Annotated in this window: 9 protein-coding genes and 1 tRNA gene; 5 read left to right on the top strand and 5 right to left on the bottom strand. The window is 55.9% G+C overall.

Annotated elements, in window-relative coordinates; genetic code table 11:
• Nucleotides 1-33: 33 nt before the first annotated feature.
• Nucleotides 34-795: a hypothetical protein gene (locus ACERIT_RS15365; protein WP_373675740.1), complete on the bottom strand. Its 762-nt coding sequence runs from the start codon at nt 793-795 to the stop codon at nt 34-36.
• 183 nt (nt 796-978) lie between these two features.
• On the opposite strand from ACERIT_RS15365, the gene ACERIT_RS15370 reads away from it, so the two are divergent.
• Nucleotides 979-4,926, top strand: a complete 3,948-nt coding sequence (locus ACERIT_RS15370; RefSeq protein ID WP_373675741.1) for a helicase-related protein — start codon at nt 979-981, stop codon at nt 4,924-4,926.
• A gap of 39 nt (nt 4,927-4,965) precedes the next feature.
• Here ACERIT_RS15370 and ACERIT_RS15375 read toward each other — a convergent pair whose 3' ends face one another.
• Both ACERIT_RS15375 and ACERIT_RS15380 read right to left on the bottom strand, forming a co-directional pair.
• A complete protein-coding gene (locus tag ACERIT_RS15375) occupies nt 4,966-11,487 on the bottom strand; it encodes a sacsin N-terminal ATP-binding-like domain-containing protein (protein WP_373675742.1) in 6,522 nt (2,173 codons plus the stop codon).
• A 200-nt stretch (nt 11,488-11,687) separates the two neighbouring features.
• Complete coding sequence (locus tag ACERIT_RS15380; protein WP_373675743.1) at nt 11,688-12,119, bottom strand: group I intron-associated PD-(D/E)XK endonuclease; 432 nt, start codon at nt 12,117-12,119, stop codon at nt 11,688-11,690.
• 184 nt (nt 12,120-12,303) lie between these two features.
• Here ACERIT_RS15380 and ACERIT_RS15385 point away from each other — a divergent pair, with 184 nt between their 5' ends.
• Entirely contained in the window at nt 12,304-12,864 is a 561-nt protein-coding gene (locus ACERIT_RS15385; RefSeq protein ID WP_373675744.1) for a hypothetical protein, read from the top strand.
• A 261-nt stretch (nt 12,865-13,125) separates the two neighbouring features.
• On the opposite strand, the gene ACERIT_RS15390 is transcribed toward ACERIT_RS15385, so the two are convergent.
• A tRNA-Arg gene (locus tag ACERIT_RS15390) sits at nt 13,126-13,200 on the bottom strand.
• A gap of 101 nt (nt 13,201-13,301) precedes the next feature.
• On the opposite strand from ACERIT_RS15390, the gene ACERIT_RS15395 reads away from it, so the two are divergent.
• The 3 genes from ACERIT_RS15395 (at nt 13,302) to ACERIT_RS15405 (ending at nt 15,366) form a co-directional block, all read left to right on the top strand.
• The gene (locus ACERIT_RS15395) at nt 13,302-14,147 is read left to right on the top strand and encodes a geranylgeranylglycerol-phosphate geranylgeranyltransferase (RefSeq protein WP_373675745.1); all 846 of its coding nucleotides are present in this window, start codon (nt 13,302-13,304) and stop codon (nt 14,145-14,147) included.
• A gap of 172 nt (nt 14,148-14,319) precedes the next feature.
• The gene (locus ACERIT_RS15400; protein WP_373675746.1) at nt 14,320-14,928 is read left to right on the top strand and encodes an RAD55 family ATPase; all 609 of its coding nucleotides are present in this window, start codon (nt 14,320-14,322) and stop codon (nt 14,926-14,928) included.
• 114 nt (nt 14,929-15,042) lie between these two features.
• Complete coding sequence (locus ACERIT_RS15405) at nt 15,043-15,366, top strand: hypothetical protein (RefSeq protein ID WP_373675747.1); 324 nt, start codon at nt 15,043-15,045, stop codon at nt 15,364-15,366.
• 22 nt (nt 15,367-15,388) lie between these two features.
• Here the strand turns inward: ACERIT_RS15405 and ACERIT_RS15410 are convergent, their stop codons facing one another.
• Nucleotides 15,389-15,625 (bottom strand): hypothetical protein, encoded by a 237-nt coding sequence (locus ACERIT_RS15410; RefSeq protein WP_373675748.1) that lies wholly within the window; start codon nt 15,623-15,625, stop codon nt 15,389-15,391.
• Nucleotides 15,626-15,674 lie beyond the last annotated feature (49 nt).

Consider the following 15,674-nt stretch of genomic DNA (forward strand, 5'->3'; position numbering starts at 1 on the left):
GTTTGGAGTGCACATCCTTAGCAAGCAGACGTTCTAACTAACCGGCTTTGTGAGGTACTGACACTGTGTTAGGATCTGTTGAGGAGCCTCTTCCTCTTCATCAGCAACGATTTCCACTGCTGTTGAGCGGCGCTCGCTTGTTGGCGCTGTTGTGTCTGTCTCAAACAGGTAAGTACGAACGACAGGCAACAACACCTCTAAGAGATCGTCATCTCGGCTGACACCCTGAGACATCGCTGCAATTGTAATTTCCCTAATTCGGTCGGACTCGGCAATTCCGTGTAGTTTAGATAAGAACTCCCCAGCTGACCGCGACCACGGTGCGTCCTCTCCTAATTCCCGATCGATACCTGCCAAAATTTCATCAAATCGAGAAGGCGCAACTTCGGATACAGTCTCGTTGGAAAGTGACGGAACATCTGTTTTATCTAAGCGTTCGCCGCTATTCTCAACAGTAATCCAGTCGGCAGGAATTTGATACTGGTAGTCGTCGCCGTCTAAGTCCTCAGCAACACGGGGAACTGATTCATCAAATGACCCGCCCACCCTTCCGATGCCATAGAAATAGTCTCGGTCGCCGTTACGGTCATATGTAATTAGGATGTCTCCGGGAGACATCTCGCCGAACAATTTCCATGAAGATTGGTCTGCATCTGGCGTGGATTCGAAGGCGGCGATATGTCTGTCATCCCACGTTCTATAGGTGTCATCAGAGCAAAGCAGCGTGAAAATCCTACGTCCCTGGACAAGTTCATCAAGTTGTTCTCGATCAGCGTCTGAAAGCGAGGGGGTCATACAGGCGCTTCTCTCTCGTGTAGTATCAAATCACGCGGTATTATCCCGCCAATTGGTACCCGCACCTTGCCTCAATAAATCAGTCAACGGCGTCGGCAATCTCTTCTATAGGTGGGTTTTGCGACCACGGTCGACTGGAGTGATTAAGTAGCCCCAGAATGAGATGGTCAAGTAAGCTCACAGATGGCTGACCTTCAGACGTATTCTTGGAACTCGATTTACGAGAGCCAGCCCTCGACAAGCGGTTCTCATCTAGTTGACGAATTCTACGTTCCTGCCCTCGAACGAAGCGTTCGCTACGACCGAGTGGCAGGCTACTTCTCTAGCAGTGCCCTGGCCGTTGCTGCCCGTGGGGTTCACGCACTCGTGGAAAACGATGGGCAGATGCGGCTTATCGTGGGAGCAGAACTCTACGAGACCGACCGGCCCGTTCTGGAAGCGCTCTCAGACGAACTCAGCGAGGACCTCGATGAGCTCGACGACGAACGACTTGATGCCCAGCTTCAACTCCTCGCGCAACTCCTTCGAGAGGGCCGACTCACAATCAAAGTCGCTGTTCCCAGGCAAGGTAACTGGGGTATTTTCCACCCGAAGGTCGGTATCTTCCACGACGATCAAGGGAACTCGTTGTCGTTCGAGGGCAGTGTCAACGAGACCGCTGGCGGCTGGGAACGCAATTATGAGCGGTTCAAGGTCCATCGCGAGTGGCGCGATGGCCAGCGCGAATACGTCGAGGGCGACGTCGACACGTTCGACCGGCTCTGGGACAACGATCATCCCTACGTCGAAGTTTACGACCTGCCCGAGGCAATCGAAGAGGAGATCATCCACTGGAAGGCCCCCGACTCTGATACAGAGGTCGATACTGCCATCCAAATCGCGCGCGGCGAAGCACCACCGACAGAACGCGACAAAGCGAACGTCATTGCTGACGGATCGCTCGCACCCGGGGGCTTGGCTCTTGCTGAAGAGGGAAGTACGATCACGCCCTGGCCTCACCAGCGCGTCGTTTCAGACACGCTCGTCAACACCTACCCGAACAGTTTCCTCCTGTGCGACGAGGTTGGACTCGGGAAGACGATCGAAGCTGGCCTGACCCTCTCTCGGCTTGGGCTGACAGACGACTTGGAAACCGGCCTCCTCCTCGTTCCTGCAAGCCTGACGATTCAGTGGCAAGAGGAGCTTTGGGAGAAGTTCAACATCAACGCCTACCGCTTCGACCGGGGGAGCGGAAACCAGTACGTCTTCCACGACGCGTTCGGACGCGAACACGCGCCGCCCTCTGTTGCCAGCCTCGACCTCGACGCCGACGAGCGGTCGAAGGCGTGGACCGAGAGTCCGATTTGGCGATTTCTCCATGACCAACAGTCCGACGACCAAACCGACAGCCCATCGATCGTCATCATGTCGTGGCATACCGCCCGGCTTGATGACCGCTGGGACCAGGTTGCCCCACGCGACGAAGGCGAGGTACGTTCTCGCGCCGACGTTCCAGCGAGCGCACGCGGGCGTGACACATCCAGTCGAGAGGGCGTCTGGGATGCAGTCATCATCGACGAGGCACACAACGCTCGCTCCGGGAGCAAGTTCTATACACTCCTCGAGCGGCTCCGTGAACACACCCAGACGTACTATCTGTTGACGGCGACGCCGATGCAGTTGCACGCCGGCGAACTCTACGATCTGATGACGTTGCTTGACCTCCCAGACGGGTGGGACACGAGAGACCAGTTCGTCGAGTTCTTCGAAACCCGGCAGGCCCTCAGTCAGGCTTTGAAGGAACAAGTTGAGAGCGATGGAGCGTCGTCAGGAGGGGACTGGTCGGCGCAAGCCACGTTAGACGAACAGCGGTACCAGGATCGGCTACCAAACGAACGGGCGCTCTCGGACAAGGTATTCGACGCTGTCGCGGAGAAACTTGATGTCGCCGATGAACAGCATGCACGCGGAATCGCCAAACAGCGTGTACTCGAAGCATGCAATCTCGCTTCAGACTACGGCGACCAGTACGACGGGTACATCGACCGTTTCGAAACTGCGGTCCAGGAGTACGACGTTGACCCGTTCGAAGCCAACGAGGACGAGAAGCTCAAGTACCTCCTCTACCCGGACTGGAAGGCCGAGGAAGAGTGGCTCACCTACTCGCGGAATGATCAACTGCGCGCCCTCGATGACCTCTCGGAAGCTGGCTGGCGAGTCATTCGGGATGTCCTCGCTGAATCGACGCCCGTCGACGCGCTCATCCATCGGAATACGCGTGACACCCTGCGCAAATACGAGAAAGTCGGACTACTGGATGAGACAGTCCCGGATCGAAACCCAACGCAGCGGAAGATCAAACTGACAGACGAAACGCGAGACGTCTACGACCGTATCGACGAATACACGAGCAAGTTCTACAAACTCGCCCAGCAGTCCGACGAGGCCGAGACGAGGGCCATCGGCTTCGTGATGACTACCTACCGACAGCGCCTCACAAGCAGCGTCTACGCGATTTCACAGAGTCTCCAAAACCGCCTCGAAACACTCCGGGCCCAACGAACAGTGCTGAAAGGCAAACAGCGTGCTGCCAATCGAGATCGGTCTCAAGGGAAGTCCACCAGCCAGGCCCTCTTGGAAACCCTCTCTGAGTACGAACTGGATGACCTCGATACGATTGACGAAGTCAGTAGTGACCTCGAAGACGCTGACCTTGCCGAGATCATCCCGAACGTCACCGACCAAGGGATCAATCTACTCGAACAGGAGATCGAGGAGCTGGAGTCGTTTGTTAATGACCTCAAGCGTATCGACGAAGACCCGAAGATCACTCAACTCATCAGCGACCTCAGGCAACTGGATCGTGAAGGACACAATCGGGTCATCATCTTCACGCAGTACACCGATACGATGGACTTCATTCGAAACAGCTTGACGTCCATTCACGGTGCAACGGTGGCGACCTACTCTGGCCGCGGCGGCGAAGTGTATGATCTCGACAGCGAAACCTGGACGACCGTCGGCAAAGAGCGTGTAAAGCGAGAGTTCGCTGACGATGACGGGCAAGTCGATATTCTCGTTTGTACTGACTCAGCCAGTGAGGGCCTCAACTTACAGGAATGCGGGGCCCTCATCAACTACGACCTCCCGTGGAACCCAATGCGGGTCGAACAGCGTATCGGGCGAATCGACCGTATTGGCCAACGGTATGACGAAGTCACGATTCTCAACTACAGCTACGAAGACACCGTTGAGACCGACATCTACGACCGCCTCGACGACCGAATCGGCCTATTCGAGAACGTCGTGGGAGAAATGCAGCCCATCCTCTCGGGCGTCAGTCAACAGATTCGAGACGCCACGCTGAACGCAGATCGCGGTGAGAGAAAGGACGTCGTTGAGGAAGCAGACCGCCAACTGTCCGAACAAATCCAAGACCAGGAGGAGGACGATCGCGTCGATATTGGGGAGTCACTCGACTCGGTCGATGACCTCCTTGCACAGGATGTTATAGATGAGGCAAAACTCGATGCCTGGCAGTCATACGGTCACCCAGACATCGTTGATGTCGGTGATACCGATTACGAGTATGACGCCCCGTACGAAGTGTCGGGCCTACAGGCGATTCTAGTCGAGAACGAAACGTTAGCCGAAAATGGATTGGTGTTTACGTCGGGTCGAGACATCGACCTTGATTCTGCCAACGGCCAATACGAGGACGAATTTGCGTTCGAAGACAGCACGTATCGGCTGTCCACAAATGGGAGTTCTGTTCAGATCCCGATCACGGAAGAAGAGCAGACGCTAGCTCAAGCAATCGCTCCCAGAGAAGGGGATACGGCAGTAACATTCTCTGCGGAGTGTGCAGATGAGTACCCCTCTGTCCAATACCTTGCACCAGGAAATCCTCTCTTCCATCAAATAGTAGCTGTATTACGAGACGCTACCGAGGAGAAGGCTCGATTCAGTAAGCAAGCTCAGATGCGTCCTGAAGAAAAAACCAATCCCGTAGTTAGCGTGTGGGGACGGAAGGGAATATTTGGTAGAGTCAATGACGAAGGAGAAGTGACAGAAGCTGGCGAACTCGAGGAACTTCCAAGTTGGTGTGAGCAGTTCCTCGAGAACCGAAACAAGGCTTCGAGCCCGAATTAGTCCGGGAAGCCGTAGTATTTCGAAGTTAGCCAGTCCTCGCTATCTGCTCGCGCTGAATGTGACGTAGAACGACCCACCTCGAAGCTTCTCTAAGATTGAAGTCGCCGCGGGATCAAGCCCAGCGAACTCAACGACGTCCTCTATGTCCAGCAGTTGAACGTCGTCCGAGCTGATTTCTTCGTCACGCCAGCCAGTCGGAAAACCAATCAGACGAACCAGATACCGACGAGCATCGGTTCCCTCACCATCTGGTCCCTCACGTAGCGCCATTCTTAGCTCGTTACCGGTGAGTTTGATTCGCCCCTTCTGAAGGCGATTACTAGCAACGGCTTTCGCCTCAACTCGACGCATCCAGTCGGCTGACCACTCCGACAGAGGCTCATCATCAGGCATCCTCGCGAACGGGTCAATCAGGTCGAAACCGGGGCCCCGTTCGGAGGACGTGTCGAACAGGGCATGGAATGCAGCTCGTTCAGTACGGCCACTGTCGAGATCATTACGAGCAAGAAGCCCAACAAGTTCGTCACCACTGGTAACCATACCAAGAGCAGGATCTGATGCAGAGGAGGCCACATCGTCTGTCGAATCTAGTCGCCAGGGGTTATAGGAACGCCACCTCTGGACCTCTTGCAAAATATCAGACCGAACTTCGATCGGTGCATGACGGAAGCGGCTCCAGGCACGTTCCAAACAGATCAACTCGCCATCGCGTCCACGGACATCGATCTGGGCATTCACGTGGTCGTAACCGCCACTGGAGGATTCACCAATATCTGGTGAGCCCCCTTTTGCCGTTGAGCTTGCACTCGCCTCTACGAATTTCTTCGAAATTTCTTGAAGGGAGTCGTCGGTGGCCGCGATCCAATCGGCGGTTCGGTCAGTACGTGAGGACTTTGCACCGGTGGCTTGTCTACCTGTCTGGTTCTGGAAATTGTCGAAAGCTTCCTTTACGTTGCCCTCAGGATCATCGGTCTCACCTGCGGCATCAGAGAGGCAGTCAAACAGTTCATCGACTTCCGGATCATGGTAGATGACATCTGATTTACGAAGGTCGTCGCACTCGTTTGTCACCCACGACTCAACCGCTTCGGCAAGCGCCTGAAGTGCTGGCGGCTCTCGATCTATGTACGCAAATTCGATAAGACGACGATCACTGAGGTCAGCCGCAAGAGCCCCCGATGTTGGGACGAATTCCGCCCCCGTCGTTAGAGGACTTGGAGGTTTGTGGTTGGACGAAGCTTCACTTATCGCCCGATGAATACCGTCTTCTCCTTCGTCCTCGTGCTCGGCGAGGTGCTCAAAGAAGCGTTGAATCTGTTCGGCTTCCTTGACGTAGACTTCCACTGAACGCGTGTCTCCGTTATCCGGCCAGACATCAAGGTTCCGCCATTGCTGGCCTGCGTCACTGAGCGCGCTGACATCCAGGACGCCGGTGCTATCGAGTTGAAGGATGGCTTGCAGTCGTACCTCGTGGTCTTCTGTGGCTGCTGCAAGAAGGCAAATCGTAGCGGTTTCACGCGAGAGCCCACAGCTATCAGTCAACTCGCCAATCCAAGAACGTAGGAGTGGGTTGTCGGAGCTGGCCAGTTCGGTCCCCGCCCCAGTTGATTCTTCAGCACCTTCCAGATTCCAGCTGTTAACGGCCGTGCGTACCGCCGCAAGCGTAGTTCTCTGGTCGACGTCGAAATCCCCTGGTGGTGATACGGCGGCACCGTCTGCAATCAACGTCGCAAGAGAGCAAAGGTTCTCATGTGCCCGCTCTAGCCGTCGAGTACGTAACTCGGCGATGTCTCGTCGAACGTCGCGAAGGGTGCCACGGTACTCACTCTCAAGAGCGGTCGCGTCCTTGAACAGGATAGCCTCGAAGGTATCTCGAAGGTCGTACTGGTCAATCACCTGTACGAGTCCGTCAGCGGCTAAGTATGCCGGGATCTTCTCAGACCCGTCCTCATCGTCGCTCTGAGAGCGGTCCAGCGAGTCAGAGAACAGTGCTATTCGTGGTCCACTAGAGCCGTCAGATACCTCCCATTCCGCGGAGTTACGTCGACTATCGACACCTTCCCGTTGAACGATGCCAATCGGGTTCTCGAACACTGCTGTTAGTTTTCTGTTGGTCTCCTCTAAGTCGATTCCTGCTGTATTCTCGAGGCAGGCTGCTAACAGGAATTCGTGACGCTCCTGGAGTCGGGAGCGGAGGCTCTCAAGTTGGTCGTCGCCTAATGTCGTTGCCGCGCCACGAACCGCACGGGGTGCCGGGGGATCGTTACGAAGACGAATACCGAACTCGCCAGCACTATCTCTGTTTCCGAGCACGTACGCTATCTCGGCTGGTTCAGCTGGTCGCTCGACGAATGACTGTCGGTCGTTGACTAACCGGGCGCGAGCGAACTTCGAGAGCGCCTCGGTGAACACGACGGTATCGGGTTCTGTCCCAGGTGGCGAATCCGCTCCAATGTACAGTAACTTCGAGGTATCTCCCTCCGTAATGGGAACTAGGGCGCCCAGGTTGTAGAGGTCGCGTCGGATCCACTGTCGCTTGGGCTCTCGTTCTTCAAACCTTCGAGAAAGTGCCTCATCGGCGACGAGTTGCCTCATTAGCCCGTTAACAGGGACTGACATCGATCGGGCGGACCAACTACTCTTCACTTCGACCATACGACTGGTACCACTGGAATCAGCGACAGTAAACTGTGAGAGGAACCAGCCAAGACGTTCGGCTGCCATCGGTGGAGTCAGATTATCCAACCGATTGATTCCGAGTGACTGGAGCGCCGAGGAGACGTCTACCTCAATTGATTCAGCACTGTCAGTCGCACGGTTGAGTCGCTTCTCCAGCGCGTTGATGTCTACCCGTGGGAGGTACTGTGCAGCGCCGCGTGGAGTATCTCTTTCATCTAGGAGGAGTCGCCGTGCCTGAAAGTACGCACCCTCGCGAATCACAAGTCGATCGTCCGCAGAGTCGTCCCCGGATGTACTCTCCGCGGGCCACAGTTTTCGGTTGGCCAGCTGTACAACGCCCAGGGATGGTATTTCGGCTCGTGGAGACTTGAACTGATGCTGGCTGCTACAGATCCAAGCCGACTCGGTTATGGCGTCATTCATTTCGGGCCATATCAGCAGCGCAGCGTCGCGGTAGCGATGCTCCGCATCCTCTTCGGCCTCTGGGAAGTCTGGGAAGAACCACCAAGTCGGAATTAATGCACCGCCGTATCTACCAGCCCACTCGTCGATATTCGGGTCCAGCCACTTCTTGCGGCATTCTTTGGAATGGCTAGCGCTGAACGCCGGATCATTATCCGAGCGCCAGACAACATCCTGATACCTCTCTAAAAGCGTCGCTGGAGGAGAGAATTTTCCACTGTCTGGAGTCTCTCCACAGGAGAGGGACTCGGCCTCAGAAGCTGTGATTGCTCCCACAGTCCGATTTCTTTGGGCCTGTTGGGGGAGCGACCATTTCCATTCAATCCTGGGGCCAACCTGTACGCCGAAGTGAATTAGGGTATCAAGACGACGGACGCGGTCGAGAGGGTCACCAGTATCGTCATCGCCGAAGACTTCATTCCAATAATCGTGATTCGGCGGGGCTACCTCGTGACTTGCATCACATCTCGCCTCGGAAGCGAGTTCGATGGACGCACTCCATCGACGAAAGGCCTCAGCTCTCGTTTCCTCACGCGACTCGTCACCATCGAACGGGTACCGTTCGGTCCTAACAGACTCAAGGATCTCAGCGGCATCCACGAACTCAGCAGCCCACTCCGGGCCAAATGTGAGTGTCTCAGCCGGAAGTGTTGTCAATTCGCCCCCATCGCAACCGGCGGGGGCTACCGGTAGTTGCACTCGTTGAGTGTATCGTCGCTCAAGGAAGTCGTCGTAGTCCGTAGGTGCTGTATGAGTCTTCGCTCCTCTGATCGTCTCTTCTACATCTTCGTACCGATGGTGGTGGTGTGGCTTGGGCCGAAGCGACTCCGCCACCCGGTTACCGGTAACAGTCCAGTAGAGGTCGGCGATGTACTTGATGACCTCAGCGTTTGATCGTGGGTCTCCAGAGAACCCACCAGCCTCGGCAGCAACCCGACGATAGAAGGCGGTTGGACTCTCGAGACTTCGTGTCCCCCAGTCTCTGTTGTAACCCTCTAATGCACCCGACCAGTTAGTCCGGAACGGTATGACGAAGACTGGGAGTTCATCCGGGGGGGTCGGCAGATTGCCGATGCTGGAACGATCTGAGTCACCACTGCTGGCGGCACGCCGGAAGACGATTCGCTCGCTTCGTGAAGCCCCACCGTCGCCAGTTGTGCTGCGAGACCGGGCCCGGACAAGATGCGTTACTGACGTTGTTTCCGAGCTGCTACCTTTCTGATGTGCCTCGGCGGGTAGTAATGGTACTTTTTCGTTTCCAAGCTTCTTCGCGGCTTCCTTCGCAGCCGTTCCGTCACTTAGGTCGAGTTCGTCACCCTCTGACGCCGATTGAAGGATACCGTGGACAGCCCCGAAATACTGTTCTGCGTACTTTGAGTCGTTCACACTTATCGCCCAATCATTCGCCGATACATCGGAAGCTTCCCAGTGTTCACAAAGGAGGTCGATGCTTCCGCGTCTTCCCTCGTTGTCGCGTGGTCTGTCGAGAACCTCAGTGAGGCCGATATAGGCTGTCCACTCGCCGAATTCCTCGGGGTCAGCGACGACGGCGTTACGCCACGCCTGTCCTGACTCAATGGCACCAGCCGCAGGGAGGGGTGGATTTAGGGCTCGCTCACGAAGGGCCTCAAACGCGAGCAGCCGCTGTGGATCGACAAGCGTTTCTGACGGTTTCTGTAACTCGCCCGTGTCAGTCGGAACTATCGGCTTATTCCGTAGTCGGTTGAATGTTTTCTCGATGGCATCGCCAATCGGGCTTGTCTTATCGTCCAAATTCACTGGCGCGACTGGCGTCATCAGCCAGGGCATCCACTTGGCGAACGACATCGTAGACCCTGTTTCTGGGCATTTACTTGTCGCGAGATCAGTCGCCGCTTCTGCGATGAGTGCAGGGAGCTTCTCAAGAATTCGCTGGTTCTGATCGGCCTCAGCAAGTGACTGACGGTCGAAATCGACTCGGAACGGCGCGTGGACAGCGAACGGAAACGGCGTCTCGACCTCTTCAATCGGGTAGAACAGGAACAGCGGCTTGGACGTCGGATGCCATTCTGCATCCAGCTGCGGCCTTTCAATCAGCAGGTGAATATCGTTCTCGGTTTCCTCCTGCTCATCGCTATCGCTAAGGTTGCTGTACGTCCGAGTGTACTGCCGAAACTCGCGAGTGTACGTGCTGGGATCTTCATTTCTAGACTCGACCTTTGTGTACGTCACCGGTCGGTGGCTGACGGCTGGAGTGTCCGGAAGCTTCGTCGTGTCCCCAGATTCAACCGTAATTTTGCGGTAGTCGTCCATCTGAAGGGTCCCGCTTTCGTCACGAGTAACCCGAACGAGGTCCAGTTGATCGATTTGGCCAAGGAGAATCAGCGTTTCTGGCGAAATACTAGTACACTCCTCCCAGAGCGCTTCCTGTCGCTGCTTAGCGAACTCATCTTGATCCGTAGTGGCTGACGAGCGGTTATTACGAAATGTCGAGAGCGCCTCAGTGTTGATGCCGTCAAGCCCGCTGTCGACGCGGTCAAGGAGAGTTCGCCATTCGTTGTCTACGTAATCCAGTTCAATGACCGTAGTGAACGTGTTTTCCTCTGCACCCAGCCACGACTGGAGATCGTCTCCAAGCCGATTCGAGGATGAAAGAGCTGAGTCAGCCCCCTTGATTAGGTTCGAGCGTAATGGTGAGTCCCTATTCGGTGCCCCATCTGGGAACGGATAGCGGAACAACGAAAGCCGAGGAAGATCACCTAAAATGGAAGCGGGACTCGGTGGCTCCTGTTCCTCTTCGAGTAGTTGCGCGCGTATCTGATCGACATCGAGGTACTCAGGGTATGCATCAGCCCCTACCTCATCTGCGAGCGACCTATACTCCTCAAGGAGTGAATTATTGCTACCATCTTGCAACTGCCCTGTGAATCTCGGCTCGTCAAGGAGATCGTCGTACATCGCGAGCACCATACGAGCAGCGCGAGCTCGTGAGAAGTGTGCCGAGAGATGGTGGTTATCCACCTGGGAGTAAATGCTGAACTGCTCACTCAACTGGAGAATCGACTTGAGACCGACGCCCTTCTCGCCAATCGAGCCACGATCCTGTGCTTTGGCCGAGCGTCCAAGTGACGTTACGGCACTAAAGACATCTTCGTCATCCAGTCGAAAGGGACTGCCCGTGTTGGCGACCATCAAAGATTCTGGCCCGACGATTACCGAAACATGCCCGTCCCCATCGCCATCAATAATCGCGTCCCGTGCGTTCTGTACAAGCTCAAGAACTGTTCGGTCATCGTGTGCGACAGAGACAACCTGGTTTCCATATCCCAGATCGGCTTCTTTACTCCACGCGGTTTTGTTGTTTAGTCCATTGAGAAGCTCAACGTGTTCATTCCGACAAAGATCAGTAAGGCGGCGGGAAACGGGGACTGATTCAGCCATGTTGAGGGTTGTCTAACCAGCGTCTCGTTCTGTATTGATAAATTTTGACAAGCAATTTTGAGAGGCTTCCATCCTGGACTTGACCCGTTTCGATAACAGTTGGCGGTAGCATGATCTGCCCGAATCTGAGGATGAGACTTTGTTCAGTAGGTGTGGTGTCTCTCGCCAGATTGGGTAGCACATGCAGCCTGTCCGCAAGTTCACTTATCAGTCAATTTCTGGAACGCCCGTTCAAAGCTGTAGTCGTCAATCAATTTCGCGAGGTCACGGTTGTGTTCGTTCATATTTTCCCCTGTTTTGTCTAGCACGCGGAACTCCGATCCGATCTCCTCAGGGAGAACGTAGAATACTTTGTCTGGTTCAGGAGCATACCCCGCAAACAGGTCGATTTCATCGTCAGAATAGCCTTCTGTCGGAATGGAATATTTCCACTCTTTGTCCGCATCTTGGCTAGCCTTCTTCACCTGAACGCGAATTAGTTCATCTTGCTTGTCTGCGATGAGGTCGTACTTGTACAACCCATGGGTATAGGATACCCGGCAATTGTGGTCAACCAAATCCGCCGCCGCGTGAAACTCTGCGAGCTCTCCATCAACGTGTCCTGGGTTGCGGACTTTCTCTTCGGGGGACATCAATTATTGATGCGTTTCAGCCCACTCTGTATAAACAATAGCCCGGATTCGGCAATTCCGGACGGCTTGATACCCCACTTTCTACAGCCGACGCGATTTCAGCACCCCCATTGGATGAAGAAGTCGCACTACCACTTACTGGCAAACGAGATGTTCTTTGAACCCAGGGATGCTGGAGGGCCACATGTCCAAGCCAGAGATTGACGTTCTTGATGAAGGGGATGCCTATCCATATTCGTCCCATATCCGGATGGAAGAAACAGAACTACAGATCGGTGATTTGCTCCTCGTGTTTGAGTCGGAAGACAGCAATGTCGTCAACTTCTTTGAGCGTGTCTATGGCTTCACCTGGCCTGGGATTGTTACTCATCCTATTGATGGACCAGTACCTGCTGAGTTCCGGGACTTTCAGCGACTCGCTGAAGGTTTCGAATCACGCGAGATCGTAACCGCGCCGAAACGAGAGCAAAGTAGTTTCCTTGTCGAGGACCGTATTGTCCGCTCACTAACCCTCTATCGCTACGTCCACGGGGGCGGTATGCAGCCTATTCTGGTTGATGAACGACGTGATCAACTTCAGAAGGAGCCATTTGAGCAAGAAGTATTCCTGTGCGAAAACGCGGGAGAGGTGATAGAGACCTTATTCGAAGAGCAATCGCTGACAGACGAAGAAGCGAGCCATGTGAGACAGTTCCTCTTGGATGCTGGGTACCAAGACGAAGCGCTTCCAGAAGCTGAAGAGTAGTTGACTCGCGAGCCGGTGGAGATTCTACGTTGCATAAAACATTCTCAAAGTGGTACTTCCACAAGGTTGCCGAGCCATTTGTGGCGCGCACACGAGGTCAGAACCGAGATTTATGTCCCTGGGCTGTCCAGTAAATCCTGGCGAATCGCAGGACAGCAGGGACCCCCGTTCGATAATCGAATGAAATCAAGCGCGCGAACGACGGCGCATTTATAAACGATGTACCGCCGTCTTGCGAATGTAATCCGTTCGAAAAACGAATGGGCGCTGCAGGATTTGAACCCGCGGCAACTTGGTCCGAAGCCAAGCACTCTGTCCAAACTGAGCTAAGCGCCCTCGCTTTGGGGGTAGTTCGGTCGAGTGTTTAAGTCCCGCGATTCGGATCGCGGGTCGAGAACCGCCATCCCTTTTAGGGATTCGCAGCCTCGTGGTGACGTATGTCGATACGCCGGACCGTCCAGGGAGCGCTCGAGTTGACGCGCCCACTCAACTCGGTCTCTGCGGGCGTACTCACGTTCACCGGCGCGTACGTCGCTGGCGGCGAGGTGTTCGCCGGAGACGCATTTGCTGTCGTCGCCGCAGTGTGTGCGACTATCCTCGCGACGGGAGCCGGAAACGCCATCAACGATTACTTCGATCGCGAAATCGACCGGATAAACCGTCCCGATCGACCGATCCCCCGTGGAGCGATCTCGGAACGAGGCGCACTCGCCTTCGGGGTCCTCCTCCTCTGTGGCGCGATCGGGTTCGCGATCATCCTCCCGTTTGTGGCCATCGCGATCGCCGTTTTCAATCTGTCATTGCTGCTTGCATACACGAAGGTGTTCAAAGGACTGCCCGGCGTGGGAAACGTCGTCGTCGGATTTCTCACCGGATCGACGTTCCTCTTCGGTGGCGCAGCGGTTGGGGCACCGCTCGGAGCGGGCGTCCTCTTCGTGCTTGCGGCGATCGCGACGATCACTCGGGAGATCATAAAGGACGTCGAGGACGTCGCCGGCGATCGCGAGGAGGGGCTCAACACGCTCCCGATCGCGATCGGCGAGCGGGCGGCGACGTCGATCGGGATCGGGATCCTGATCGTTGCGGTTGCCGCGAGCGCGCTCCCCTACCTTGCCGGGAGTTTCGGAACCGTCTATCTCCTCGTCATCGTACCAGCCGATCTCGTGATGCTCGCTGCGGCCATCCGATCGCTTCGCGACCCGGCGAGTGCACAGCGTCGTTTGAAGGCGGGGATGCTGCTTGCAGTGGTGGCGTTTATCCTCGGCCGTGCCACAATGGTCTGATGAGTTTCATTCGCGGGATGTCTCAACCGACGGCAAGCGGATTCGTCCGTCGGTGATCAAAAAGAATATTATCCGTACGACACATCCTACTGACACCCGATGACACCCGGATGGACGGTGCGCCGATCGATCGCACGCCCGTGGCTCGAAGCGGGAGGTGCGGAGCCAACAGATGTATGACCTCCGTCCACACCTCGACGCCGAGGTGGATCCGGGAACGAATCTCCTGTTGAGCGGCCCCGCACTCACCGGAAAGCGAACCCTCGCACTCGATATCCTCGCTGAAGGAACTCGCAACGGCGATTCCTCGATCATCGTGACGACGAAGGACAGTGCCGACCGTATCCTGAGCGATTACGGAAAGCGCCTCGACTACGAGGACGAGCCGGTAGCCGTCGTCGATTGTGTCTCCCGCCAGCAGGGTGTCGACGATATCCGCGACGACGACCGGATCAAGTATGCCTCCTCGCCGGTCGACATGACCGGAATCGGTATCAAGCTCTCGGAATTCCTGGAGGCATTCTACTCCGATCGAGGGATCGAACGCAACCGGATCATGGTCCACTCGTTGTCGACGCTATTGATGTATGCGGAACTCCAAACCGTCTTCCGGTTTCTGCACGTGTTCACCGGCCGCGTACAAAGCGTCGACGGACTTGGGCTGTTCTGTATCGACTCGACGGCACACGACGATCAGACGATGAACACGCTCAAACAGCTGTTCGACGGAATCGTCACCACGAGCGAGGACGAGGAGCCGACCGTTCGGCTCGCTCGGTGATCGATTCTCGGCGTTCCGATCGTCGACCGTCACCCCGCCGTATCGGACGATCCACCGACGGCGATCCGATCGGGAATGGTCACGTTTTTACTCGACAGCGACGTTCCACGTGGTATGACTACCCATGACCCCCAGCATGACGGCGAGGATCACGGCGACGGTTCGGGACTCCTGCCGTTCGAGTTCGTTCAGCCGAGTCGGTTGCGCTGGGAGTGGGGATCGCGCGTCGTCGACGACGATGAGACGACACTGCAGGGTATCTGGAGACACACCGGCAGTTCGTGGAATCTGTCGGTTTTTCGGGTGACGAGCGAGACCGTCGTCGTACGCGTTCGCACTCCGGTGGGAAGGGAACGATTCTACGAGGCGTTGCAGGCGGAGGCACAGTCGGCACTCTCACGACTCGAGGGGGCGACGTCGTGGCGACGAACCGCATAGCGTTCGACGGTGGACGGGAGCGTTACAGCCGGTCGTCTTCGATGCTGCCGGGATCCTCTGCGGTATCGAACATGTTGTTCTCCGCGCTCTCCATCATCTCGTCGCGAGGCTCCTCGTCGACGATGCTGACGTTGTACGCCTCGATCCCCGAGGAGATGAGCTCCTCGGCCGCCTGCTCTTCACTCACGAACTCCTGTTCTGCGAGCTGTTGGAACTCGGAGTACACGTCATCGGACAGGGATAACTCGAAGGTGGGCATGGTGTTATATTTCCCGCCGACCCCTTTTAAGTTCTCGCTCTCGTGATAG

It is taken from the genome of Halopenitus sp. H-Gu1, assembly GCF_041821145.1.
GTDB lineage: Archaea > Halobacteriota > Halobacteria > Halobacteriales > Haloferacaceae > Halopenitus.

What these genes read in the sequence shown, in the direction of transcription:
- ACERIT_RS15410 (WP_373675748.1), bottom strand. Translation starts at nt 15,625, where the DNA reads ATGCCCACCTTCGAGTTATCCCTGTCCGATGACGTGTACTCCGAGTTC.
- ACERIT_RS15395 (WP_373675745.1), top strand. Translation starts at nt 13,302, where the DNA reads ATGTCGATACGCCGGACCGTCCAGGGAGCGCTCGAGTTGACGCGCCCA.
- ACERIT_RS15380 (WP_373675743.1), bottom strand. Translation starts at nt 12,119, where the DNA reads ATGTCCCCCGAAGAGAAAGTCCGCAACCCAGGACACGTTGATGGAGAG.
- ACERIT_RS15400 (WP_373675746.1), top strand. Translation starts at nt 14,320, where the DNA reads ATGTATGACCTCCGTCCACACCTCGACGCCGAGGTGGATCCGGGAACG.
- ACERIT_RS15405 (WP_373675747.1), top strand. Translation starts at nt 15,043, where the DNA reads ATGACTACCCATGACCCCCAGCATGACGGCGAGGATCACGGCGACGGT.
- ACERIT_RS15370 (WP_373675741.1), top strand. Translation starts at nt 979, where the DNA reads ATGGCTGACCTTCAGACGTATTCTTGGAACTCGATTTACGAGAGCCAG.
- ACERIT_RS15375 (WP_373675742.1), bottom strand. Translation starts at nt 11,487, where the DNA reads ATGGCTGAATCAGTCCCCGTTTCCCGCCGCCTTACTGATCTTTGTCGG.
- ACERIT_RS15365 (WP_373675740.1), bottom strand. Translation starts at nt 795, where the DNA reads ATGACCCCCTCGCTTTCAGACGCTGATCGAGAACAACTTGATGAACTT.
- ACERIT_RS15385 (WP_373675744.1), top strand. Translation starts at nt 12,304, where the DNA reads ATGTCCAAGCCAGAGATTGACGTTCTTGATGAAGGGGATGCCTATCCA.